This window comes from Shewanella sp. SM73 (assembly GCF_025653795.1).
Lineage (GTDB): Bacteria > Pseudomonadota > Gammaproteobacteria > Enterobacterales > Shewanellaceae > Shewanella > Shewanella oncorhynchi.
Genome location: NZ_JAKKRY010000004.1, coordinates 221,200 through 243,958, shown reverse-complemented (window position 1 = coordinate 243,958; position 22,759 = coordinate 221,200). Strand labels below are relative to the sequence as shown.

The window sequence follows — 22,759 nt, the reverse complement described above, 5'->3', positions numbered from 1 at the left end:
GGCAAAATGCGGTAAACATGAGCCAACCGCGCGGGATAACATTTTATAGAACAAGGGAGTTGCCATGGTAAAAAGACGTGAAGCATTTGAATTAGCGGGAAAACGAGTCACAGCTGGGACGCAATTAGGGATCAAGCTGCCAGCCGCTAAGTTGTATACCGATACGCAACTCGATATTCATGTGGAAGTGTTTCACGGAGCCAAACCTGGCCCGACTTTACTGGTTTGTGCCGCCATTCATGGGGATGAACTCAATGGTATCGAAATTTGTCGGCGTTTATTAGCCAGAGTGAATCCAAAGAATCTGACGGGCACATTAATTGTGGTGCCAATAGTGAATGTGTTTGGTTTTATTCAGCAATCCCGTTATTTACCCGATCGGCGCGATTTAAATCGTTGCTTTCCAGGTTCTAGCAAAGGGGCGCTCGCAAGCCGTTTAGCTAATCTGTTTGCCACTCAGTTATTAGTTCATGCAACCCATGTGATTGATTTACATACTGGGGCCGTCCATAGGGATAATTTGCCGCAAATTCGCTGTGATACTAATGATGAGACTATGCTGGCCATGGCGAATGCCTTTGGTGCACCGCTGATCATGCATTCTAAAGCGCGCAGTGTTTCTATGCGAGGTTATGCTAATCAACAGGGCATTCCTTGCATTTTATATGAGGCTGGAGAGGCGTTACGTTTTAGCGAGTTGTCGATAAAATCTGGCCTCAAAGGTGTGCTCAATGTGATGCGCAGTTTAGATATGCTTAAAGGGCGAGTGAGTAACAAAGGCGCGAGTGTCAGTGCTATTCGCAGTTATTGGGTTCGCAGTGAATCCGATGGTTTAGTGAATATGAAGCTTAAACTCGGCCAGCGGGTGACTAAGGGTTATATCATTGCCCATATCGTTAGTCCCCACGGCGGTGACAGTGTGGCCATTCGCGCGCCAACCGACGGTATTATCATAGGAATAAGTAATATCCCTGTGACTAACGAAGGTGAGGGCATGTTTCATATCGCCCAGTTCGAAGGTGACGAGATTGAAATTGCCAACGAACAGCTCGATGAATTCCTGATGGAATATGCCTAGATTCTAGGTCCCATCACCTCTATAGTTTAAACCGTTCCACTGAGCTGGTGAGTGAATGGGCAAGCAGAGTGACTTCGTTGCTGCGTTTGGCCATGTCCATGGCTTCATTGGCATTTTGGTCTGCAGATTGTGCCGCCTCACTCATGCTCGACTCAATCCGTTGGCTGTAATCTAACTGCTCGTGGGCGGCGTGGGTGATCTCTAGACTCATTTTATTGAGGGTATGTAAGGTGCTTTCTATGTGAGCGATAGCATCCTGCAGGGTTTGGCTTTGTCCGACACACTCATTTGCTTGATTTTGCCCCGTAGTAATCGCATCGGCTGCCGTGGACGTTTCTTTTTGCAGGGCCGTGATCATGGTTTGAATTTCGGCGGTGGCGGCTTGGGTGCGTGAAGCAAGTGATCGCACTTCATCGGCCACGACGGCAAAACCACGACCATGTTCCCCCGCTCTGGCGGCTTCAATGGCGGCGTTCAGTGCCAGCAAATTGGTTTGTTCGGCAATGCTGCTGATGGTGGTTAAAATGCTGCCAATATTATCGCTTTGAATGCTCAAGCGAGACATGACTTCAACTGAGCTACTTAAACGGGTGCTCAGTTCGGCAATTTTATTGCGATTATCATCGGCAATTTGCTTCACTTGATTACCGTATTTCGAGGCTTGACTGATTTGTCTCGCCGACTCACTGGCCTGTTCTGTCACTAGATTTGAGCTAGTAAACATCTGTTCTGCTAAGGCTTTCGTTTCATCGACTCGACTGATTTGCGCCGTTGCGGCATTGGCGATGCGCTGGCCTTGCTCATTGGTTTGGGTGGCAGAGCTGTCCAATGAATGGGCATTTTGGCTGATATTGGTTAACAGCTTGGCAAGATCGTCACTCAAGGTATTCATGTTATCGATTAGGGCACCAAATTCATCGTTATGACGTTTATGAATGCGTTTAGATAAATCCCCTCGGGCGATACTGGCGAGTGCGCCGTTCACTAAGGCCAAGGGATTGAGCATGGCCTTGGAGGTGAAGAAAGAGATAAAGCTCACCATGGCGATAAATACCAGTGCTAGTACAATCGCTAAGGTTTGACCCTGTTGAATATCATTACTGGCGATGGTTTGCAGGCTGGTAAATCGGCGGTCGGCTAAGTTGATTAACTTATCTAAGGCGAGATTATTCGCATTAAACTCTTTATCGGCATCGAGGTAATGTTGCTCTGCTTGTCGTTGTGCCTCAACTACGGCTTCCTGCACTTTATAAAGTTCGGCAGGCGATGCGAGTAAGGTATTGATAATCGCATATTCTTGCTCGAATGTTTGCAGTAGGCCTAAGGTATCAAGCCCATCTGTTTGTTGTTTTAAAAAGGTAAAGTTAGTGGTGAGGTTCCCCAGTAAAATACCGACATCCTGTTGGTGCGATTGAATAACATCCAAACTTTGAGTGTGGATCAGTTCCCCCATAGTGTTGGCTAGCGTATAGAGCATGTCGTCAATGCGAGTACCTGTGCCGACAATTTCTTCGAGTAAAGTGGGATTATCGGGGATGGAAAGAGTTTCGAGATCAATCATCGCATTACTGGCGTTGGTCTTGGCATGGTTAAAGCGCTCAAAGAGTTGCAGGTACTGCCGTTTTGCTTGTTCATTGGCGAGTTTAGCGCTAAACATGGCTTGGCTTTGCTGCAAATAGGCTTGGTATCTTGCCTGCGCTTCGTTTAGGGATGTTTGCATCTTAGGTTGATCTGCAACTCGCTCAATTAACTCATTTTCGATACTTTGATATTTCTTCTGCAGCGCGGTAAATGCTTGCTGACTTTTGGTTAAGGCGGCAGTGTCTTGCTGACTATGGGCTAGGGTGGCAAGGCGTGACATTTTTAATAGCACTAGTTGTAAGCTATTACTCTGCTTTTGCACGGGTACGGCTAAGGTTTCAATATTTTGATAGGCGGTTTGCACTTGGGAGAGTGAATAGTAGAAAAAGCTACTACCAGCGATGAGCAGCGCGCCAATTGCACTAAAACTAAAGATGATTTTTTGTTTTATGGTAAGCGTTAACATAGTGCGAAAACCTCTTCTATGACTGTCCCTGTAAAATGGGTTTATTAATGGTTAGATCGCTGTTTTCGTTGAAATATTGATTTAAGTGTAGCAGAGTTCGTCATAAGTACAGTGATTAGTTCAATTGAACGTTTAGATTTAATTTAGGTTAACTAATTGGTTTTATTATTTAAAATAATCTCAACCCTATCTTGAAAAGGATTAAAGATGAAATCAGTCGTGTTAGGTGAAAACCTTATCGTACCGACAAAAATTCTCTGCATTGGGCGTAACTATGTTGAGCATATCCATGAATTAGGTAACGAAATTCCCGAGGATATGGTGGTATTTTTAAAGCCCAATTCGGCTATTTCGACTGTGCTTCATTCTGAGCATCAAGGGGAAACCTTGCATTATGAAACCGAGCTGTGTTTTATGTTTCAAAATGGCCGTTTCAGTAGCGTCGCCGTCGGTTTAGATCTCACAAAACGTGATTTGCAAACTAAGTTAAAAGCTAAGGGATTACCTTGGGAACGAGCAAAAGCCTTCGATGGTGCAGCGTTATTCAGTCCGTTTGTGGCGATTGATGATGCAGAGGCACAGCTGCATTTCACCTTGAGTATCAACGATAACTTGGTGCAAGAGGGGCATATCGATTTAATGATCTACAAACCTCAGACTATATTGTCCGAGCTACAGGCATTTATCAGTTTAGATGAGGGCGATATTGTAATGACAGGTACGCCCAAGGGCGTGGGAAGCATTCCCGCTAAAAGTGTATTTAACGTCACGCTGAGCCGTGGCCTGCAAGCGAGTGCTGAACCCTTACTCGAATGGCAGTGGTTAAGTGTTTAGTGATAAATCGCTGAGTTGTTCGCATGATTGAACCTGATGACGTAAAAAAGACTGCTGTATTGCAGGTGCCAACTTGCCAGCCACTGCAACAATTTTTGCTTGCGTTAGGGGCGAGTCAAGGCGCTGTTGAACGTTACTTACCACAGTTTAAAGCGTTGAACGTGCCGGCGGGAGAGGTGCTTCTTGGCCAAGGAGATGAGCAGTCACAGGCATATTTTGTTGTGGATGGTATCGTGCGCGCTTGCCATTATACTCAGGAGGGCATAGAGCGCTGTAAGGAGTTTTATTTCGAGGGTGAACTGTGTTTTTTGTATGTCAGTTGGCTTAAGCAAATTCCCGCTCGTTACCAATTAGAGGCCTTAAGCGCCTGTAAACTTATCCAAATGCCGTTATCCGTGTTGGATGATACTTCGCTGCAGTCAGTGCAACTTGGGTTACTTAAACAGCAATTATTGTATAAAGAACAAAAGGAAGCCTTTTTACTGCTGCACACACCTGAGCAACGTTATCTGTATTTACGCGAACATTCACCACTTTGGCTTGAGCGGTTAAGCCAAGGTCAGCTAGCTAATTATATTGGCATTACGGCAATCAGTTTGTCGCGTATGCGTAGACGACTTCAAGACTCTCTTTAATGGTTTTTGCTCCCAGTTAACTTAAGTTAATGCGCTAAAGCGCAATTCCCATGATGCTGCGCCTTAAGTTGCGCTCTCAAGTCTATAAGGCTTTCAATCTGAGTGCGCATTATTGCTTAAAGCGAAGGAGCTTAATAAGTTGACTGCGTTTACTTTGTCTCAAATTTTGGTGGCGATAGCCATTATCTTCGATCTGATTTCGTTTCAATTTAAGGCGCGGGAGCGGATAGTCGCTTGCCTTTTTGTGTCTGGCATCTTGATTTCAATTCATTTTTGTTTGCTGGAGCAATGGACTGCCGCAGGCTTAATGGGCATAGCCACAGTGCGTTATCTCACCAGTATTTTTACCACCTCAAAAGTAGCCCTATGGTGTTTCTCTATTGCTGCACTTGTGATGAGCATTGTGACCTTTAATGGGGTAACGACTGTGATCAGTTGTATAGGCACCTTGTTTCAAACCCGCGCCGCATTCTGTCAAAGTGATAAAGATCTCAGACTGCTTATGATAGTCGGAACTAGTTTTTGGCTCGTTCACAATGCCTTAGTGGGATCGCCTGTGGCAGTGTTAATGGAGGTACTCTTTATTGGCAGTAATTTGGTGGGCTATTATCGACACTATTTTCGTGGGCAGCTTAAGCAACTGCCGTGATTAGTTTAAATAATCTCATTGATAATTAGAAAGATATTTACTTTATAACGGCGAATTACAGTGACTGTTGTAATCGTCGCTTGGCCGTCGATGTGAAGCTAATGCCAGTGTGGGTTGGATCTGGAATGATTAGAGTCCCGCGACGGCTTCCATATCGAGTTCGATATCTGTGCAGCCTTTAGCACAGTAGATCCCTGCCGCTTGTTCTGCTTTTGCCTGCTCTGGCAATATCACTTTAAGTGTCTGTTTACAGCTAGGACATTGCACTGGCTTACCTTTAAATACCCGTTTAATCAGATTTTTCTGCTCATTGAACGAGGTTGCTGTGGTTTGGTTTAACACGGCAAAGGGGCTAGTAGAAGCAGTTGTCATCGGTTGGCGGATCCTTAGGCTTGATAAAGTATTATCACGAGAGTGTCATCGCGAATAGCGAGATTATAGCCTGAGTTGCGCTGTTATTGAAAAGCCTCAATGTAAGCTTGTGCCTAACCCATCGACCAGTGGTATTAATAGTCAATTAACGTATCGACCATCACATACGATGGCCGACATTATGCGAGAAACGACTAGAGGGTGTTTTGCCAAGTCGATGGGCGAGAGTAACGCGCGCCATCTTTGACTCTGGCGCGGATGTGTTTGACATCATTAAGCTTGAAAGATTGGCGGTAACTTAGCCAAGGTCCTGAGTCGAGTTGGTATTCCAGCTCGGCATTGGGATATAAGCTATTGAGCACTAACTGCTGATGTTCAACACGTATCCCTGGCGGTGATATGCGATAGAAAATTCCCGCTTTAGCTAACTTAGGTTGTACCTTATTGGCATAAACCGCGGCGAAAATTTGCCAATCCTGTTTGAGCACTTGCTCGGCTTGGCCCTTGAGTTTGCGGGCGAAATATTGAGTTTGCTGGCTATAGATTTTACCTTGATAATCATAGGCCAATTCCCATGGTGCCTTATGCCATGCCCGTTCGGCGAGGGCGACCATGCGCGGGAATAACATGTATTCTGCTTGCTCGTCCGATTGCACCATTTCGCTCCAAAGATGCCCCTGCAAGCCGTAAAAACCGTGTCCCGGTTTGAGCTGGCTGTGGCTATCGTCCGACACAAATGGCTGATTTAAGCTATTGTGCCAGCGCTCGGCATGTACAGGCAGATTATCGGGCATAAAGCTAAACACCTTAAAACTGTCTATTGCCCTCGAGGCCCAATGATTGCCGCGCTCATCTGGATGGCTAGCGTAGGGGAAATCGAAATAGGTGACTTCTGGCGTTGAGATAACGACCTTCCAGCCAAGATTTGCTTGCTTATGGGCGATTTGATGGCCGTTGTTTGAAATCTGCGACCAAGCGTTAGATTGCACTTGGGCGGGCATGTTTTCGGGACGCACTTCACCCATACCATCATTCCAACCAGCGGCAATAATCCCTTTCTCTGCCAGCATGTTAGCAACGCGCTCGATAAAGTAACCATTGAGTGAATGCAGTCCGGTTAACTCATCGGCTTTTTGTTTTTTCATTGCGATACACGCGGGGGATTCTACCCAAGCGCCTGCGGTTTCATCGGCGCCTATGTGGTAATGCACTAAAGGAATGCCTACGGCGTGGTGCATCTTTTTAACTTCATCAATCACAGTATCGATAAAGTGATAGGTGCTCGGCAGACACACATTGAGTGTGTTGTCGTGGTAATACTGAATCGACGAATACTGGGTTTTATCGGCAAATTCAGTCAGTAAAAACTCCTCCGCCTTAGTTTTGTCTCCCTTGGCGAGGTAATGGTGATAACGCGCCTCCATGGATTTTATTGCGGCGCGTGAATGCCCCGGCATGTCCAGTGAAGGGATTACTTCGATATGGTGAGCATCTGCCAGTTGTAATATTTCTTGGTATTGCGCCACGGTTAAGTAGCCATCGACGGGGTTAACGTCCGCTATGCCACTGCCCAGTTGTGGCAATAAACAGGTTTGCTCGGTGAAATCGAAACAGCGTTTTGCACCCACATCGGTCAGTTCGGGTAAGCCGGGGATGGCTAAACGCCAGCCTTCATCGTCGGCTAAGTGCAAGTGCAGCTTATTGATTTTATAGGCGGCGAGCGGTGGGATAATGCGTTTAATAAAATCGAGCGAGTGAAAGTTACGGGCTAAATCGATATGTAGGCCGCGAAAGGCGTAGCGAGGCTGGTCTTGAATATCGATGGCGACCAGTTGATCGTCACTTAAACTGATTAGCCCAGCTAGGCTTTGTAGGCCATAGAAGAGTCCCGCCTCAGTGCCCGCTCGAATACTGATTTGCTCAGCTGTTATGGTTAACCGATAGGCTTCGCTGCTTTTAATTTCACTATCATGGACTCCAGTGCTGGCGACTTTAGGTGCTTGAGTATCGAGTTGCAATAATAGCGCCGTGCCTTTGTCCTTGGCCGAAAAGCCTAAAGAATCGAGGTAATCAAATGCCGATTGCCGTCCTTTAAAATCGACAGTCGCAGCCGTGAGTCGATAACCTTTGGCAAGGGATAAAGGTGCCGAGTTTAGGCTTTGGCTATTAAGTGGCGTGGGGATGAGTTTGCCGCTAATGTCAGGTGCTTTGTCTGCGGCTAGGGCTTGATATTGCTCTGCTAAATACTGGCCATCGGCAAAGGGGGTTGCATCGTTTTTTGCCAGTAAGAATTGTTTCTCGGCATTAAAAGGCGCCAGGTAGTCTTGCTCGGCTAAACCCGTTTCTGGATCGCGCCTTGTTTGAGTGCTCTTTATGACCTGCGCCTTATCGCCCATAGCGACAAAGAAGTTTGGCATAAACTCGGAACGGGTGATTTGGCTGCCTTTGCTATAAAACTCAATACGATAAACTTGATTGGCGACGAAGCCCTTAAAGCTGACTTTAGGAGTGATTTTGTGTAAATCGCCATTGATATGCTCAATGCTAAAGTCACCCGCATCGACGAAATAAACGGGCGATAATTGGCTGAAATAAATTTGCCAGTCGCCATGATTTAGCTCTTCGCTGGATAACTTGTCGTTGGATAACTGAGTGGGCAGGGTTAGCTCAATGACGGAGCGATAGCATTGGGCTTCTTTAGCGGGACAGGTTTCAAGATAACTAGCGGTTAGCTGATAATTTAATTGGAGCTTATCGGCCAATTGATTCAGCGCGACATGATTTGCCTCCTGCACAGCATTGGCGGCCAGTACTGATGGCATAACAAGTATTGAAAGCACCGACGCCACGGGAAGCACTGCCATCACGCCGCTGACTAAGGCCGTCTTAATCCTCTGCCACTGTATTTTCCCTTTCTGTGTTATTTGTCCTTTCACTTAGCTGAGTCCTTTTGTTGTAAAAACCACGGCGCTGCGTCGATCAATTGCTGGAGCATTGTGATGTTAGTTGAAACCGCTTGATTTTCTGTTGTTGTAAAAACCACTGCGCGGCACCTATGAGGGCTGCATTGTGATGTTGGCTGGCTGAAATCGTCAAGTCTGTCAGTTGCGGGCCATAGACTAAGCTTTGCAATTTCTGTTTAAGCGCTTCAATAAAAAAGGGAAAGCTTTGGCTGACTGAGCCGCCAAGGATGATATCTTTGGGATCGTATACCAGTAAGGTTTGGGCGATCATGTGCGCCAAGTGTTCGCCAAAATGGGCGAAGGCTTGTAGCGCTTGGCTGTCACCTTCACAGGCTTTTTGGTACAAATGCTCGCCACTCATGTGATGATGAGTGGTGAAGTATTGCCCCGAGCAGTAGTGCTCAATAATGCCATCACGATAATTCAAACTACCTATTTCACCTGCGGCGCAATGTTTACCCGAATACAGCTGACCATTAAAAATCACCCCTGCGCCTACGCCAGTGCCTAAGGTAATCCCGAGCATGTCTTGATTGTGATTGAGTACAGCTTCGCCGAGGGCAAAGAGGTTAGCGTCGTTATTCACAACAACATCCATTTCAAAGGTATTTTTAAGCTGCTGAGCCAACTGCGTTGCCGTTAATGCAGGGATGTTGAGCACTTCGAGTAAAGTGCCGCTGTGCATATCCACCATGCCGGGCACCCCGATGGAAATACCATAGGTTTCAGGCGTGAGGTGGCTGTGGATACAGGCCACGAGGAAATCTAATAATTGTTCAAAATTGCCATCTGCGGGAACAGGATAGCGCCAAGTGTCGAGTAAGGTTTTATCCTCCACCTGTGCCAACATCAGTTTAGTTCCCCCAAGATCTAAACATAGGACGCTCATAATAGCTTGTTGCCTCTCGTGTTGTTTGTTGCCATCGGCTCGTCATTCTTTGAGGCCGCTTTCGCTGAGAACAGGGTGGTGTTTTTAATTAAGGGACGAGCCGTTAGGGCGACATAGCCTATGTATGCCATAGGAATTAACAGCACTAACATCCCGAGCCGTAATTCGCCGGACAGCTCACTGATAACACCAATGATCGGCGAGATAAACGCGCCGCCGATAATGCCGGTACAGAGAATGCCGGCGAATGATCCATGATCTTGAGTGCGCGAATTAAGCGCCAGCGAGAAGATCACCGACCACATGATAGAAATGAAAAAGCCAACCAATGGGAAACAAATTAATGTTAGTTGGCTCGGTCCCCAAATCGCCACCAGAAAACAAACCAGTGAACTAAGGGAAAAACTGAGCAGCAAGATCTGACTGTCGATAAGTTTAAGTAGCAGTAAACCGAGTAGGCAGCCGAGCGTCATGTAAAACCAAAAATCGCTAACCACATTGGCGCCGACACTTAAGGTATCAAGACCATGATATTGCAGTAAAAAGACTGAGATACTGTTAGCAAGCCCTTGCTCAAGCGCAACGTAGGCGGCGATAGCGAAGAAGAATTTCAAAACGGTTTTATCTTTGAAAAGGCGTAAATGGGTCTCCAGTGCCCCCGCAGACTCATCTGCCAATTTATCCACTTTGGGCATCTTCACTAGGCTGGCAAAGAGCACCATGGCGAGTGCGACCACGGCAAATAACCAGTACATGGCAAGCCAACTCATGTTCTCGGGCAATAGCTGTTGCACATAGTTGGCTGATGCTGCACTGGCTTGATCTAAGGCGACAAAATGCTGGTACACCAGCGGCGCTAAGGTTGCGGCGCCGCCAAAGGCGAGTTGGGCCAGTACGGAGAAAAAGGCAAAGTGCTCAGGCCCCGCGGCTTGGCGCAGTAAGGGATTCACTGCTACCTGCAATAAACTCATGCCAGTGCCGATACAAAACAGGCTAAACATGGCGATGCTAAAGGTAGGGAGACACACAAAAGTGACGGCGCCGATAAACGCGAGGCTAAAGGCTAAGATGATCACCCGTTTTTCACCGTACTTGTCCACCAAAATTCCCGCAGGAATCGATGTCACGCCGTAGGCGATAAAAAACGCAAAGGGAAATAACCCCGCCAACGTCAGGCCGATAGCATAACTGTCAATTAACGCAGGGAAAATCGGCCCCATACTGTTGGTCATCAAGGAAATCACAAAGAAAGTACAGAGGACAAACAGAATGATGAGTTTGTGTTTCATGTGCTTAGCCAATTGAATTAAGTGAAATTCATTGTGGACTGACACTCGCTATGGCGGTGATACGAATGGTGCCTCTGTCGATACTTTTCTCACATATGCAAATCCTGTTCGCGCTGATTTAGCTGATTTACATCAGGTGCAGTTAATACGAGCTGTAGATACTGGCGATAGATACGAGTTGCAGATAGCTGCTGCGGATGAGCATAGAGAAAACCATGTTTTAGCCTCTGCTGATAACCTGTTTACTTGTAAAATAGTTACCTTTAATTAACATTGGATAGAATAGTATTGGAGTGGCGGATTTTAGTATCACTGCAAGGCTGACTTGCTATAGACAATAGTGCGCGTGGCACTGCTATTTCGCCGCGCTGATAGGTCAAGGCTGGCATTAAAAATAAGGTCTAAGTAATTGAATAATTTAACAGGTTGGCATAACGGCTAGCTTGAGTGAATGGCGTTGAACTATAAGAGCTGATTGAAGCTAAGGTAAAGGAATGAGCAACTGGAGTTTAATGGATGAAACCTCTGTGTGAAAAAGTGATCCCCGATGAAAATAGCTCTTGGCGTTACTTTCGTTATGAATGGGACCACATGGATCTCAATTGGCATTATCACCCCGAGTACGAAATCTGCTTAACCCTCAACAGTTATGGTATGCGTTATGTGGGCGACCATATTGCCCGCTATGGCGATTATGATTTAGTGATCATCGGCCCAGATATGCCCCACGGCTGGCAATCCGAGGCGAACCTTGGTGTTTCAACTGACGAGATATCAAATGGCAACGCGCTAAAAGACGGCACTTCGAATGCGAGGGTGCAGGAAGTCGTTTATGTGGCACAAATTCCAGCGGTCTGGCTACACCAAATTGTGAATGAGCAACGTGAGTTAGCGTCTTTGCATTCACTTTTGACCCATGCCAAACGAGGTGTGTTGTTTAGTGAGGAAACGGCGCGTAAGGCCCATAGTGTGTTTATCGAAATGGAGACGGCCAATCCTTTTAGACGCTATATTTTGTTATTGGAATTATTAGCGTTATTACAACAGGATAGTCAGCAAGAACTCTTGTCGAGCACCTTGTTTACCCACGGTAGTAAACTCGACTTTACCGTGAAAAAGCTCGATAAAGTGATTGAGCATATTTATGACAATTACACTCAGGCCTTGTCGGCACAGGATTTGGCAAAGTTAGCGCACATGAGCACCAATCATTTCCATCGATTCTTTAAAAAACGCACCGAGAAAACCTTAACTGAGTTTATCAATCAACTCAGGATAGCTAAGGCGTGCAAGTTACTGCTGTCAAATCAAAGCCCGATATCAACCATCAGCGATCAGTGTGGTTTCAACAACTTATCCAATTTTAATCGGCGTTTTATTCAATTTAAAGGTGTCACGCCGAGTCGTTTTCGTCAGTGCTTTAGCAGTAAACAAAGGGCAATTTAACCATTCTTATCACGGATGCTTAGGTTGAAAATACTGCTCCACTAAGGTTTGGCTGTAGCGTATCGCTTGCGCCGTGATCTCCGCTGAAATCGGCTCAAATGGGCGCTTCAGTTTTGGGTCGCGGTAATCCATTCCCGCTAACAGCGCATACCAAGAAGGGCGAAAGTAGGCGAGTTGCTGATCGTATTGGTAAAGCAGTAAATCAAAGTCTTCCCCTTGATACCAAGCTTGCAATAGTTGTGTCAGCCTTTGGGAAATGGTGACTTTTCTCGCCGCCAACCAATAGGGTTCGCTGCGCTGGCTGGTGACATAATGGGCCTGAATATAATCCTTTATGCCGAGCACTAACTGCATGACCGCCTGATTGAGTGTTTGTCGACTTAAGGTCTCTGCCTGCTTATTCAATTGATAGCGCTCGAATAACGACATAAATTTTTCAAGGGTGAATTGGGTCATCATGATCGACGTGGCTTCGAGCGGTTCGATAAAACTTTGCGCAAGTCCTATCGCCAGTACATTGTTGTGCCAAGCCTTGTCACTGACACCGACCCGCATCTTGAGAAACCGTACTTGGGTCGATTCTGGCAGATTAACACTGTGCAATAATTCTTTGGCCGCGGCATTGGCACTGAGGTGGCGACTGCTATAAACATAGCCATTGCCAAGCCTGTGGGTGAGGGGAATTTGCCATAGCCAGCCCGCACTGAGCGCCGTTGCGCGGGTATGGTACTTGGCTTGCTGTGCTTGGGTTTGCAATGCATGGTTTTGTAGATCATGGGTTTGCTGTGTTTGAGTGGAGTCCATTAATGCTGGTACAGGAACAGGAACAGTGACGGCGCTGTCGTTGAGCAGTTCATTGGCGAAGGATTGAAAGGGTACGCCTAGGGTTTTATGAATTAACTTAGCGCTAAAGCCGCTGGCATCGATAAAAAAGTCGGCGTTAAGTCGTTCGCCATTCGCCAGCATTAAGGCGTCTATATGTTGGTTTTGGGTTGTTGAAACTTCAATGACATCGCCGATGAGGTGTTTTACGCCGCGTTGGCAAGCGTATTCTTTTAAGTAGTTGGCCAGCTCAGTCGCATCGAAGTGATAGCCGTATTCGTTAGCGTAGGGCAACGCTTTATTCGGCCTAGGGCTGAGATTGTGTTTGGCCAGTACGCCGCTTGAGAAAAACGCATCGGGTTTAACGGCACTGCCATGACCGCGGCGTCTTGCATTGGCGTTGATAAAGAAAACTTCAGCGGGTTTCACATCCATTTGACAATAGAAGGGGTGAAAATATTGCTGCCCGTCCCCATTCCAGTTGATGAAATCGATGCCAGTTTTATAGCTGGCGTGGCATTGTTCCATCCAATCTTTTTCGCTAATGCCTAAGTTGTCCATAAAGCGTTTCAAGTGTGGCGTTGAACCTTCACCAACGCCTATGGTGCCTATGTTGTCCGATTCCACTAAACAGAGCTCAATGGCGGCAAATACGGGGTTATTCGCGAGGGCTGCTGCTGCCATCCAACCTGCGGTTCCACCACCTAAGATAATGATTTTTCTGATTGCTTGCTTCACTTTCATGGCTTATCCCCGCTGCATTATCAACGCAAAAAGCCGACCCTAAGGTCGGCTATGGTGTGACTCAAGTTTAAAATTTGTAGCTGGCACCGACGAAATAACGCGAACCAAATTCGATGGTGTTTTGGGTCAATCCGTATTTAACATCATAGGATTGCACCACTTCATTGGTTAAGTTTACCCCTTCGAGTGAAACATCTAAGTTCTCCATTGCATGCCAAATAATCGAGGCATCGACTTGTTGATAGCTGTCGTTTAACACGTTTTGAATGTTACCCACGCCTAAGTATTCTGAACGCCAGTTATAGGCGATACGGGCGCTGAACAGATCATCTTCGTAGAAGAGTGAGCCGTTGAAGGAGTTTTCTGATACGCCTTCAATCATTTGCTCGGTGCCATCGGGGCGAGTGCTCTTACTGTCAACATAAGTGTAGTTGGTCAAGAAGCCAAAACCGCTTTCAAAGTTATGTTGTAGCTGGATTTCAAGCCCAGTAACAGAGCCGCTACCGCCATTGGCTGGGGCTGTGACACGGCATTTATCCCACTCGGATTCTGATGCGCCGCAACCTTCAATGTATTGAGTAGACTCAGTGACAAACACTACGTTATCAATATCTTTGTAGAACAAGGCTGCCGACAGCATAGAAGATTCAGTGAAGTACCATTCGATGCCAAGGTCAGCTTGATTCGCCTTATAGGGTTTTAAATTGGGATTACCGCCGGTCGCAGTACCAAAGTTTTTCGCTATCGCTAACCCAGGTTTAAGATCGCTGTAGTTGTTACGTGCCATCACGGCAGAGGCCGAGGCACGTAGGATTAGATCTTCTTGTAGATCGAAGGCGACGTTGATACTCGGTAACCAATTATCGTAATTAACGGATTCATTGTAGGGTTTGCCATCGGCAAAACCGGTTGAGGTTTGGTCTGTGTTAACGTAACGCAAACCAAAGTTACCACGGTAGAATTCGCCGCTGAAATCCGCTTGGGCATACAGGGCCAACATATCCTCTTCGACAGTGAAGGTGTTACCGAGATCGGCGACTTCCACTAACTCGCCATTGGCGTATTTCTCGCTGATAAACGCCCACCATTTGTCTTCATCTAACTTGGCATAGGAGTCGAGCACATTGCCACCGCTCTGGGAATGCAGGCCAGACAGTACGCCATCGCTCCAGTTGGCAAGGTTGCCATTAGGCACAAAACCTAAGATTTCTGCAGGGTTACGGTTGAAGGCATTACGCTCGAAATCACTGGTGTTGTACTTAATCCCGACCGCAATTTTATTAATAAAATCATGATCGAGTTGATATTCGAAGTCAGACTGGGCGTAGGTGACTTTATGATCTTGCACTGTGGTTTCGTAGTTGGCTTCCTGCGCATGCTTGAACTGGCTAGCATCGTTGGCATCTAGGCTCGTGAGCACCACTTGATAGGGACCTGTGGCATCGTAACTAAAGCCACCATCGACACTGCCTTGACCATTAGGGAAGGCGGGATCGCCAATTTTGCCGCCTTGGTCCGTCGCAGGGATCCACCAAGAAGATGAGCCGCCTTGGGTGCCGCCATCTGAGGTCGATTGGCCAATGACGCCGCTAAGGGTGAAACTGTCCCCGACGTATTTTCCGGTTAAGTTGAGTACGTCAGACTTCATATTGACCGCGTGGCGTACCACAGGGTTATAAATAATCGACGCATACGCTGGCAGAATCGTTGCCGATGCTGTGCCGCCTTGGGCGTTATTTACTACGTTGGTGGAGCCCGAACCGCGGGCGCCAAAGGTTAAGAAGTTATGGTTTACGTGGGGGATATCGAGTTCAAAATTAAAGTAATCTAAGGTGAACTCTGTTTTTTCAGTCGGTACAAATTGCAGTGTAACTTGGGCACTGGTCCTTTCACGTTCGGCCCTAAATGCTTGTGAGCCAATCCCCCACGCCCCTACAGTTGATTCTTGGTTTTGTGCAGGATCAGCGGAAAAGTACTCATAGTAACCGCTGAGCGATTCTAATACATGCCGACCACTGGTGAGTTTTTCTACTGAGTAAGCGCCTAAAATACCAAATTTTTCATCATCATTTTTCCAGCTTCCAACGAAAGATCCACTCGGATCTGTTTCATCGTACAGGCTGCTTTGGCTCAACTCACCCGCCACTTGATAAGTGTGAGCATCGAGATCTAAGGGCTTACGGGTTTTGAGATCGACAGTGCCGCCCAGCGCACCTTCTTCAAGGCTAGCGGTTGGCGTTTTGTGGACTTCAACCGCACTGACTTGCTCGGCTGACAATAATTCCATGTTGAAGGTACGAGTGGCAGGACCAAGATCATACCAAGAGGTGCTCGCAACGGTTTGACCGTTCAGCAAAATACGACTCTGTTCTGGCGCTGTACCACGAATGGTGACCCCACTCACTTCACCGTATTGCCTATCGACCGTCACCCCAGAAATTCGCTGCAGCGCATCACCGATATTTTTATCGGGAAACTTACCGATATCTTCCGAGGTGATAGCATCGACCGTGGAGTCGGCGAAGCGTTTGGTATTCATTGAGGCTTCAATCGAGCGACGTATGCCGCGTACTTGGATTACCTCAATATTTTCTGCGGTTGCCTCTTGTTGCTCCGCCGCGATTGCGGTTGAGCTCATCCCGAACAAGGCGTTAGCGATACATAATGCGAGCAAAGAGCTCTTAAATAGTTGACCTTCTGACATGTTATTGCATCCCTGTAGTGCTTTTGTGTTGTTTTTTTCTCCAGTTAACTTACCTGTTATCGAATTGTTGATGCGGTACTTTTCACACTAGGATTGGTATTTTTCTATTGTCTTTGAAACCTTGGGTAAGAGGATGGTTAACTGGGTGCAAAGGCAGGATTTATCGACTTAGTGTAGAAAAGTATGGCTTGTTGCTAGGATGGTATAACTAATGCCGGCGGGATTACTCACTATAGATAAGCTAAACGGATGAGTGAACTCGCTGTCTACAGGTTATGAATTAACCAGTGCGTAAAGAGAACTAACTTATTCATCTTTAAACATTATTTATAGGATGAAATCATGAAACTGAAATCGATAGCCGTTGCAGTTGGGCTTTGTGTTGCGAGCTTGAGTACTGGCTTAAGTGCGGCCTACGCCAGCGATAAAACCATTTACCTTACCTTTGATGATGGTCCAATTGACGCGACCTTAGGGCTGTTAGATGCGTTAAAGGATGCCAATATCAAGGCGACGTTCTTTATTAATGCGTTTCATATGTATGGCGAAGGGGATGAAAACGAGGCGTTAGCGGCTGTCGCTCTACAACGCTTGCTAGATGATGGTCATATTCTGGCAAACCACAGTTACGATCATATGCTGCATAACTGCACTGATGGCGTGCAATCTGGCGCGGCATATTGTAATCAAGTTGGACTCTGGCCCGTAAAATCCTATCAAGATGCGGCCACCGATTTCACCTATTTTGTGACGAACACGGCCAAAGTGGTTGAGCTTATTCCTAATGCCGCCAGTTATCCCAATAACAAGATGACTAAGTTGGCACGTTTGCCTTACACCAATGGTTGGCGAGTGACCAGTAAACTCAAAGGCGATGGCTTGTGTGCGACATCCGATACTGTGCCGCCTTGGGACCCCGCTTTTGCTTGTACCGCAGAAACCTCGACCAACAGTTCGCAAGTTGCGGTGCAAATTCAAAACATGCTCGCCGAGAGTGACTATAAAATATTTGGCTGGGATCTAGACTGGGGACCAGAGGATTGGGGGGTTGCCTTTCCTGCTGAATCCATGGCTGATGGGGTTGAGCTGGTGGCAAAAGTCAATCAAGTGATCAACACCTGCGCTGGAACGACGATGAATCCGCTTAACAGTCGTACGCAGAACTTAGATTGTAGTGATGGTTTACATAACGGGAAAGTGGTTATCTTGACCCACGATTTCCTGTTTGAGAATGCTCACCGCGGACAAGGTGCAACCATCAACTTGCCTAAAATTAAGCGTTTTGTTGAAGAAGCTCAACGTCAAGGATATCGTTTTGATACGCTAGATAACTATGCCCCTGCTTGGCAGGATCAGCATAATTATCAACTACCTGAGTTTGTGTCCTATCAAGATAAAATCTATTCCTTAGTGCAAGCGCATTTCTCCCAAAGCAATTGGCAACCAAGCCAAACCCCAGCCTTGTGGAAAAACGAAAAGTAGTGATGTATTGGGCTGAGTATTTACTCAGCCCATCATATTGGTCGAGTAAAAGGCATGTTGCTGAACTTAGCCTGACAAAATTCAAAATAGCGGCATTTTTTACACTTTACCCACTTCGCTTTAACTCAGTATCTGTAATACTGCTCCGACATTGATTTGAAGTTTATCGGTGTTAGAAAAGTAGCGCATAACGAGCGCGATTGGGGAGAGAAGATGAGTACGTTTGTAAAATTAACCATAGCGGCAACCTTAGTGGTATTAGCCTTACTTGCTGCGGGTATTTACCGTTTCAACATGACCAATGATGATATTTATATGGTGATGGAAGATGGACAGGTGATGCAATACGATGAGGCCATGGCGCATGAAAAAACTCAGGCTCAGGCGAATGAGATCGAAACTGTGACACCTTTTGAGGTAAAGCCTGTGGCGAATGCATCGGAAGTGATGCTTAAACTCTTTAGCTTAAATACCGCCAATCCTGTTGAAATAACGCTGCCTGAGGGCGGCAAGTCCGTTGCACTGACACATTTTATTAAGATCAAGCAAACAGAGTTTGCTATGGGCGACTACCAAGATGGTGAGATAAAAGGTCGAGCATTACTCGATTACTTGCGCATTACACCGTTAAATTTCGATCCCGCTCTAGAGCCGGACACCCAAAGTGACGCACCGATTCAAGATGATCCTAAAATGCAAACTATGCCCTTTGTGGCGCCCTTTATTGTGACGACTCAAGGTTCAGGCGTATTTTGGTATCTTGGATTGTTTAATCTGGATTTTAAACACAATAGCTTGAAACACTTAGGCAGTGTCATGCTTGGCGATCGAATCGAGGTGGATAGTATTGAACCTGTTTATCCTTTTGAAGCCCCATTTAAAATTGCTGTGACTTATCGTGATAGAGCGTCTGACCAACCCATGTCTGAAACCCCTGAAATAGTCAAAACCATAGAGATGATAGTGAGTGAGACCAGCATACATAAGTAACGTGTAAATGCCATTATGGATCTACGTAGGCTTATGCTAAGTTGTTTTTCGGTCTGTGGGTGATGTTTGCTTCAGTAGCAAGCGTTAGCAGGTAATAGGTCAGCATAAGATTTCGACAAGGAGAGTGTCATGCAAGTTAGCAAAATCACTGGGAAATTTGATGTTAAGCTCAATCCTGATAGCCCCTATGCTACTGGTATTGGTGGTGTGACGTTAGGACGTATGGGCTTAGATAAAACCTTTTATGGTGAGCTTGAGGGGCGCAGCAAGGGGGAAATGCTCAGTGCTATGACGTCAGTCAAGGGCTCAGCTGGCTATGTGGCCATTGAACAAGTGGTTGGTAATTTGTGCGGTAAGCAGGGCAGTTTTGTATTACAACATTTTGGCATTATGACCGATGGACAAAATCGTCTGATCTTAGAAGTGATACCCCATTCTGGGGCGGGGGAGTTGCAGGGGTTAACTGGCACTATGACCATCAATATTGAGAATGGCCAACATTTTTATGCATTCCAGTTTGGCTTTGAAGCTTAGTTTGGCTTTGAAGCTTAGTTTGGCTTTGAAGCTTGAATAACGCCTGTGTTTTAGCTCAGTTTTCTGTAACTCTTCTCCTTTATGATCATTCGAGTCATCTGAATTCACCCTTTTTAATATAAGCGAGTAGGTCTTTTCGATTGGGTCTGAAAATGGGCATAAAAAAACCAGCTGAGGCTGGTTTTTTTGATTCTTTTTTCATAAAGCACTATCGAACCTTGAGTCTAGATCGGCGTGCTGTTACTTAAAATACGTTTAATTTAAAAAATGCCGTTGTCGCGAGAGTTAAGACACTTTTTTAACCACTTTAATTTTATCAACGACCTTTTTCACATCGTCGGTATTTTCGGCAATTTTCAGTGCTAGTTGACGTTCGGCATCGCTGGCAACTTCACCTTTCAATGTCACTATGCCATTGGCAACATCCACATTAATTTGGGTGCCGGATACGTCAGTTGAAAACAGTAAACGCGTTTTGATGACTGTGGCAACTTTAGAGTCAGTTAAGGTGGCAACAACTTCACTGGTGCCTTCTTTTTCATTCATCACAGTGAGTTGGTTATCGACATCTTTCACCCCATCTAAGCTCTTGATGAGCTCTGTGGCGAGGGCTTTATCCACACTGCTTTCCACTTTACCTGTTAACGTCACTTTACCATCTTTGACATCTGTAATGATGTCGAAGGAATTGAGATTCGTGTTGAGCAGTAAAGTGGTTTCTGCTTTACCATCGATCCACGCATCCTTGGTTCCGCCTTTCCAATCTTGGGCGGCAGCCACATTTAAACTGATTGAACCGACAAGTAAAGCCACTAGTACTGATGCTGTTGTAGTTTTCATAATCATATCCTCCGTTGTTTTCTCGAAGCTAGATAATGCGCCAATCGTGCCAATGTTTTTAAGGTAATGATTTTTAATGTTTAAATTGTTTTATCTGGCGTTTTTATACCTTGGCATTTTCCTTTAGGTCGGTCTTTTTTACCGACAAAATGTAATTTTTTCTGGCATGCTGAGCCATCATTCGAGCATAAAAAACCGCACTCATCAGTGCGGTATTATGTCTGTATTAAAAGTGGAGGGGAGTCGGTTAAATATGGCTCACTTAGCGACAGGGAATTAATGGTGATTGAGCGATCCCGTACCGTCGTAACTCATTTGCAGCCAAGCGGCGCCTTCTGCAAGTTGGTTTGCAAGTTGTGGCTGATGCGCTTGCCTTACTGCTTGTTTTATTTGGATTAGCACTTGCTGTTCTATGTCGACAAGGGCGGTCATAGCCTGCGAAATTTGGCACTGTTGCAACAATTCTGTTGCTTGAGTATAAGTGACGGGCACGGTGTGACTTAGGCCATTAATTGGCTCGTCAGCCAAACTTCTCAGCTGTTCAAACCGAGTTAACATTCGTTGGTGGATGTTAGCTTTGGCGGAAAAAACACGCTTAAGATTATAGTCTTCGACATACCTCCTCGCTTGGTTGTAAAATGTGAGTCCTTCCTGATTCAGCTTGATGATTTCATCGATCAACATGATATCGGCGCGGATATCAGTCTGATGTTGCACAACATTAGACTTCATTATGGGCCTCCTAATGCCAGTGTTCGACATAGATTGTTTAACTGCTTGGGTAAACTGATTTTGTTTCGTTCAGCTACCATGCATATTCTGTTCTCGTTTTTAATGATATTTTAACAGGCTGATTTTTAGACTGATATTCTCAGTTCATCGAGATATCATCTTAGAACATCGGCAACTATTACCGTTGCTGTTGTTAAAATTTCATGGCTGACATACAGTAGTTTTTCATACAGGGAGTAGATACGCATGGCTCGACTGACACTTTTTTATCACTTGCAGGATGTTAGCGCCGAGCAAGCAATCATCGAACTTGCTGGTGCTGCTGACTTTAATAAGCTACGCAGTGTCGATGACTTGCCTTGGATAGAGCAGCTAGGGGCAAATCACGTCGATGTTGCCATTATTGAGTTATCCAGTCTTAGTCGTGAAGATTACCTTGTGCTGCTGGATAATGCGGCCATGTCAAATATTGAGTTTATTTTTCTCTCCGACGGTCAGCCAAACCCCAATCTTGATCAGTTAATGTCTCATTTTGCGGGTTACCACTTTCGCAAACCTTACGATATGCCGCTAATCAGCGAAATTTTTGCTGATTTTGCACAGTATTTAGCATCATCGCCTAATCGACTGCATCCTTTTGCTAGCGAGCTAGACCAATACGGTTTGCTTGTTGGTTCATCAGCTCCTATGCACAAGCTATACCGCACAATTCGTCGCGTCTCTGCGACAGGCAGTAATGTGCTGATTATTGGGGAAAGTGGGGTCGGGAAAGAACTGGTTGCTAATACCATACATCTTGCCAGCCCTAGGGTGAACGAGCCTTTTATTGCGATTAACTGTGGTGCATTAAGCCCAGAATTGGTCGACAGTGAGCTGTTTGGTCATGTCAAAGGCGCATTTACGGGGGCGAATCGCGATCACAAAGGCGTATTTGAACAGGCTGAAGGCGGGACCTTGTTTCTCGATGAAGTCACCGAAATGCCGATTGATCATCAAGTGAAGTTACTCAGAGTGTTGGAAAATAGCGAGTATCGTCCTGTGGGTGGCGACAAAGTGCAACGTGCAAACGTACGTATTGTGGCAGCGACTAACCGTGATCCCATAGTGGCGATAGAGGCTGGGCTATTTCGAGAAGATTTGTACTTTCGTTTGGCTCAGTTTCCCATTCGCGTTCCGCCCTTACGGGAACGTGGCGAGGATATTATTGGGCTTGCGCAGCATTTTCTTGCCTATCGTAACGTGGCCGAAAAGCAGAATAAGAGCTTAGCTGAAGACTGTATTCAGATGATTGCTAAGTACCCTTGGTCTGGTAATGTGCGCGAATTAAAACATGCTATTGAGCGAGCCTATATTCTGGCCGATCAGGATATTTTACCCAGCCATTTACAGCTACCTCAGACGAATGAAGTGGGTTTATGTGGTGGTGAACAAGTTGTTATCCCCCAAGGCATGCGCTTAGATGATTTAGAGAGAATCGCTATTTATCAAGCACTAGAAACCACTCAAGGTAATAAAACGGATACCGCCGAACAACTGGGGATCAGCGTTAAAACCCTCTACAACAAGCTTAGCAAGTACGAGCAGCAAGTCGAGACCGGTGAAACGACTGCTGAATAAATATTAATTATCAAATTAATATTGAAACAGAGCTAAACTTTATACTCTTTTTTTTGTAAATAATAACTCCTATTCTACAGCCCTTAAACAGA

Annotated in this window: 19 protein-coding genes; 10 read left to right on the top strand and 9 right to left on the bottom strand. The window is 45.9% G+C overall.

Translation table 11 applies throughout. From position 1 onward, the window contains the following. Positions 1-64: 64 nt before the first annotated feature. Complete coding sequence (locus tag L5M51_RS08280) at positions 65-1,078, top strand: succinylglutamate desuccinylase/aspartoacylase family protein (RefSeq protein WP_028760658.1); 1,014 nt, start codon at positions 65-67, stop codon at positions 1,076-1,078. A gap of 19 nt (positions 1,079-1,097) precedes the next feature. Here the strand turns inward: L5M51_RS08280 and L5M51_RS08275 are convergent, their stop codons facing one another. Next, positions 1,098-3,125: a methyl-accepting chemotaxis protein gene (locus L5M51_RS08275; RefSeq protein WP_263172307.1), complete on the bottom strand. Its 2,028-nt coding sequence runs from the start codon at positions 3,123-3,125 to the stop codon at positions 1,098-1,100. Positions 3,126-3,332: 207 nt separating this feature from the next. On the opposite strand from L5M51_RS08275, the gene L5M51_RS08270 reads away from it, so the two are divergent. The 3 genes from L5M51_RS08270 (at position 3,333) to L5M51_RS08260 (ending at position 5,243) form a co-directional block, all read left to right on the top strand. Further along, entirely contained in the window at positions 3,333-3,959 is a 627-nt protein-coding gene (locus tag L5M51_RS08270; protein ID WP_131525338.1) for a fumarylacetoacetate hydrolase family protein, read from the top strand. A 23-nt stretch (positions 3,960-3,982) separates the two neighbouring features. Next, a complete protein-coding gene (locus tag L5M51_RS08265) occupies positions 3,983-4,594 on the top strand; it encodes a Crp/Fnr family transcriptional regulator (protein ID WP_263172306.1) in 612 nt (203 codons plus the stop codon). Positions 4,595-4,733: 139 nt separating this feature from the next. Then, positions 4,734-5,243, top strand: a complete 510-nt coding sequence (locus tag L5M51_RS08260; protein ID WP_263172304.1) for a YgjV family protein — start codon at positions 4,734-4,736, stop codon at positions 5,241-5,243. 129 nt (positions 5,244-5,372) lie between these two features. Here L5M51_RS08260 and L5M51_RS08255 read toward each other — a convergent pair whose 3' ends face one another. The 4 genes from L5M51_RS08255 to L5M51_RS08240 form a co-directional block, all read right to left on the bottom strand. Beyond that, positions 5,373-5,615, bottom strand: a complete 243-nt coding sequence (locus L5M51_RS08255; protein WP_006080930.1) for a hypothetical protein — start codon at positions 5,613-5,615, stop codon at positions 5,373-5,375. 194 nt (positions 5,616-5,809) lie between these two features. After that, entirely contained in the window at positions 5,810-8,551 is a 2,742-nt protein-coding gene (locus tag L5M51_RS08250) for a family 20 glycosylhydrolase (RefSeq protein WP_263172302.1), read from the bottom strand. 43 nt (positions 8,552-8,594) lie between these two features. Then, positions 8,595-9,467: an ROK family protein gene (locus L5M51_RS08245; protein WP_263172300.1), complete on the bottom strand. Its 873-nt coding sequence runs from the start codon at positions 9,465-9,467 to the stop codon at positions 8,595-8,597. Further along, positions 9,464-10,756: an MFS transporter gene (locus L5M51_RS08240; protein WP_263172299.1), complete on the bottom strand. Its 1,293-nt coding sequence runs from the start codon at positions 10,754-10,756 to the stop codon at positions 9,464-9,466. The genes L5M51_RS08245 and L5M51_RS08240 overlap by 4 nt, the downstream gene beginning before the upstream one ends. Positions 10,757-10,787: 31 nt before the next feature. Here L5M51_RS08240 and L5M51_RS08235 point away from each other — a divergent pair, with 31 nt between their 5' ends. Further along, positions 10,788-11,027 (top strand): hypothetical protein, encoded by a 240-nt coding sequence (locus L5M51_RS08235; RefSeq protein WP_263172298.1) that lies wholly within the window; start codon positions 10,788-10,790, stop codon positions 11,025-11,027. 245 nt (positions 11,028-11,272) lie between these two features. Beyond that, positions 11,273-12,202, top strand: coding sequence for an AraC family transcriptional regulator (locus tag L5M51_RS08230; RefSeq protein WP_131525332.1), 930 nt, complete (start codon positions 11,273-11,275; stop codon positions 12,200-12,202). 9 nt (positions 12,203-12,211) lie between these two features. Here L5M51_RS08230 and L5M51_RS08225 read toward each other — a convergent pair whose 3' ends face one another. Both L5M51_RS08225 and L5M51_RS08220 read right to left on the bottom strand, forming a co-directional pair. After that, positions 12,212-13,768, bottom strand: coding sequence for a tryptophan halogenase family protein (locus tag L5M51_RS08225; protein ID WP_263172296.1), 1,557 nt, complete (start codon positions 13,766-13,768; stop codon positions 12,212-12,214). A gap of 67 nt (positions 13,769-13,835) precedes the next feature. Further along, complete coding sequence (locus L5M51_RS08220) at positions 13,836-16,472, bottom strand: TonB-dependent receptor (protein WP_263172294.1); 2,637 nt, start codon at positions 16,470-16,472, stop codon at positions 13,836-13,838. Positions 16,473-16,814: 342 nt separating this feature from the next. On the opposite strand from L5M51_RS08220, the gene L5M51_RS08215 reads away from it, so the two are divergent. From L5M51_RS08215 to L5M51_RS08205, 3 genes are all read left to right on the top strand, one after another. After that, positions 16,815-17,954, top strand: a complete 1,140-nt coding sequence (locus L5M51_RS08215) for a polysaccharide deacetylase family protein (RefSeq protein ID WP_113941063.1) — start codon at positions 16,815-16,817, stop codon at positions 17,952-17,954. Between the two features lie 213 nt (positions 17,955-18,167). Continuing rightward, a complete protein-coding gene (locus tag L5M51_RS08210) occupies positions 18,168-18,944 on the top strand; it encodes a hypothetical protein (protein ID WP_263172290.1) in 777 nt (258 codons plus the stop codon). 129 nt (positions 18,945-19,073) lie between these two features. Beyond that, a complete protein-coding gene (locus tag L5M51_RS08205; protein ID WP_263172289.1) occupies positions 19,074-19,478 on the top strand; it encodes a DUF3224 domain-containing protein in 405 nt (134 codons plus the stop codon). A 285-nt stretch (positions 19,479-19,763) separates the two neighbouring features. Here the strand turns inward: L5M51_RS08205 and L5M51_RS08200 are convergent, their stop codons facing one another. Next, positions 19,764-20,318: a BON domain-containing protein gene (locus L5M51_RS08200; RefSeq protein ID WP_105249747.1), complete on the bottom strand. Its 555-nt coding sequence runs from the start codon at positions 20,316-20,318 to the stop codon at positions 19,764-19,766. 276 nt (positions 20,319-20,594) lie between these two features. Beyond that, positions 20,595-21,050, bottom strand: coding sequence for a glutamyl-tRNA reductase (locus L5M51_RS08195; protein ID WP_219253568.1), 456 nt, complete (start codon positions 21,048-21,050; stop codon positions 20,595-20,597). 246 nt (positions 21,051-21,296) lie between these two features. On the opposite strand from L5M51_RS08195, the gene L5M51_RS08190 reads away from it, so the two are divergent. After that, positions 21,297-22,667: a sigma-54 interaction domain-containing protein gene (locus L5M51_RS08190; RefSeq protein WP_219250162.1), complete on the top strand. Its 1,371-nt coding sequence runs from the start codon at positions 21,297-21,299 to the stop codon at positions 22,665-22,667. Positions 22,668-22,759 lie beyond the last annotated feature (92 nt).

Excerpts from the sequence above, each read along its gene's own strand:
- L5M51_RS08280 (WP_028760658.1), top strand. The coding sequence starts at position 65 with ATGGTAAAAAGACGTGAAGCATTTGAATTAGCGGGAAAACGAGTCACA.
- L5M51_RS08275 (WP_263172307.1), bottom strand. The coding sequence starts at position 3,125 with ATGTTAACGCTTACCATAAAACAAAAAATCATCTTTAGTTTTAGTGCA.
- L5M51_RS08270 (WP_131525338.1), top strand. The coding sequence starts at position 3,333 with ATGAAATCAGTCGTGTTAGGTGAAAACCTTATCGTACCGACAAAAATT.
- L5M51_RS08265 (WP_263172306.1), top strand. The coding sequence starts at position 3,983 with ATGATTGAACCTGATGACGTAAAAAAGACTGCTGTATTGCAGGTGCCA.
- L5M51_RS08255 (WP_006080930.1), bottom strand. The coding sequence starts at position 5,615 with ATGACAACTGCTTCTACTAGCCCCTTTGCCGTGTTAAACCAAACCACA.
- L5M51_RS08245 (WP_263172300.1), bottom strand. The coding sequence starts at position 9,467 with ATGAGCGTCCTATGTTTAGATCTTGGGGGAACTAAACTGATGTTGGCA.
- L5M51_RS08240 (WP_263172299.1), bottom strand. The coding sequence starts at position 10,756 with ATGAAACACAAACTCATCATTCTGTTTGTCCTCTGTACTTTCTTTGTG.
- L5M51_RS08230 (WP_131525332.1), top strand. The coding sequence starts at position 11,273 with ATGAAACCTCTGTGTGAAAAAGTGATCCCCGATGAAAATAGCTCTTGG.
- L5M51_RS08225 (WP_263172296.1), bottom strand. The coding sequence starts at position 13,768 with ATGAAAGTGAAGCAAGCAATCAGAAAAATCATTATCTTAGGTGGTGGA.
- L5M51_RS08220 (WP_263172294.1), bottom strand. The coding sequence starts at position 16,472 with ATGTCAGAAGGTCAACTATTTAAGAGCTCTTTGCTCGCATTATGTATC.
- L5M51_RS08215 (WP_113941063.1), top strand. The coding sequence starts at position 16,815 with ATGAAACTGAAATCGATAGCCGTTGCAGTTGGGCTTTGTGTTGCGAGC.
- L5M51_RS08210 (WP_263172290.1), top strand. The coding sequence starts at position 18,168 with ATGAGTACGTTTGTAAAATTAACCATAGCGGCAACCTTAGTGGTATTA.
- L5M51_RS08205 (WP_263172289.1), top strand. The coding sequence starts at position 19,074 with ATGCAAGTTAGCAAAATCACTGGGAAATTTGATGTTAAGCTCAATCCT.
- L5M51_RS08200 (WP_105249747.1), bottom strand. The coding sequence starts at position 20,318 with ATGAAAACTACAACAGCATCAGTACTAGTGGCTTTACTTGTCGGTTCA.
- L5M51_RS08195 (WP_219253568.1), bottom strand. The coding sequence starts at position 21,050 with ATGAAGTCTAATGTTGTGCAACATCAGACTGATATCCGCGCCGATATC.
- L5M51_RS08190 (WP_219250162.1), top strand. The coding sequence starts at position 21,297 with ATGGCTCGACTGACACTTTTTTATCACTTGCAGGATGTTAGCGCCGAG.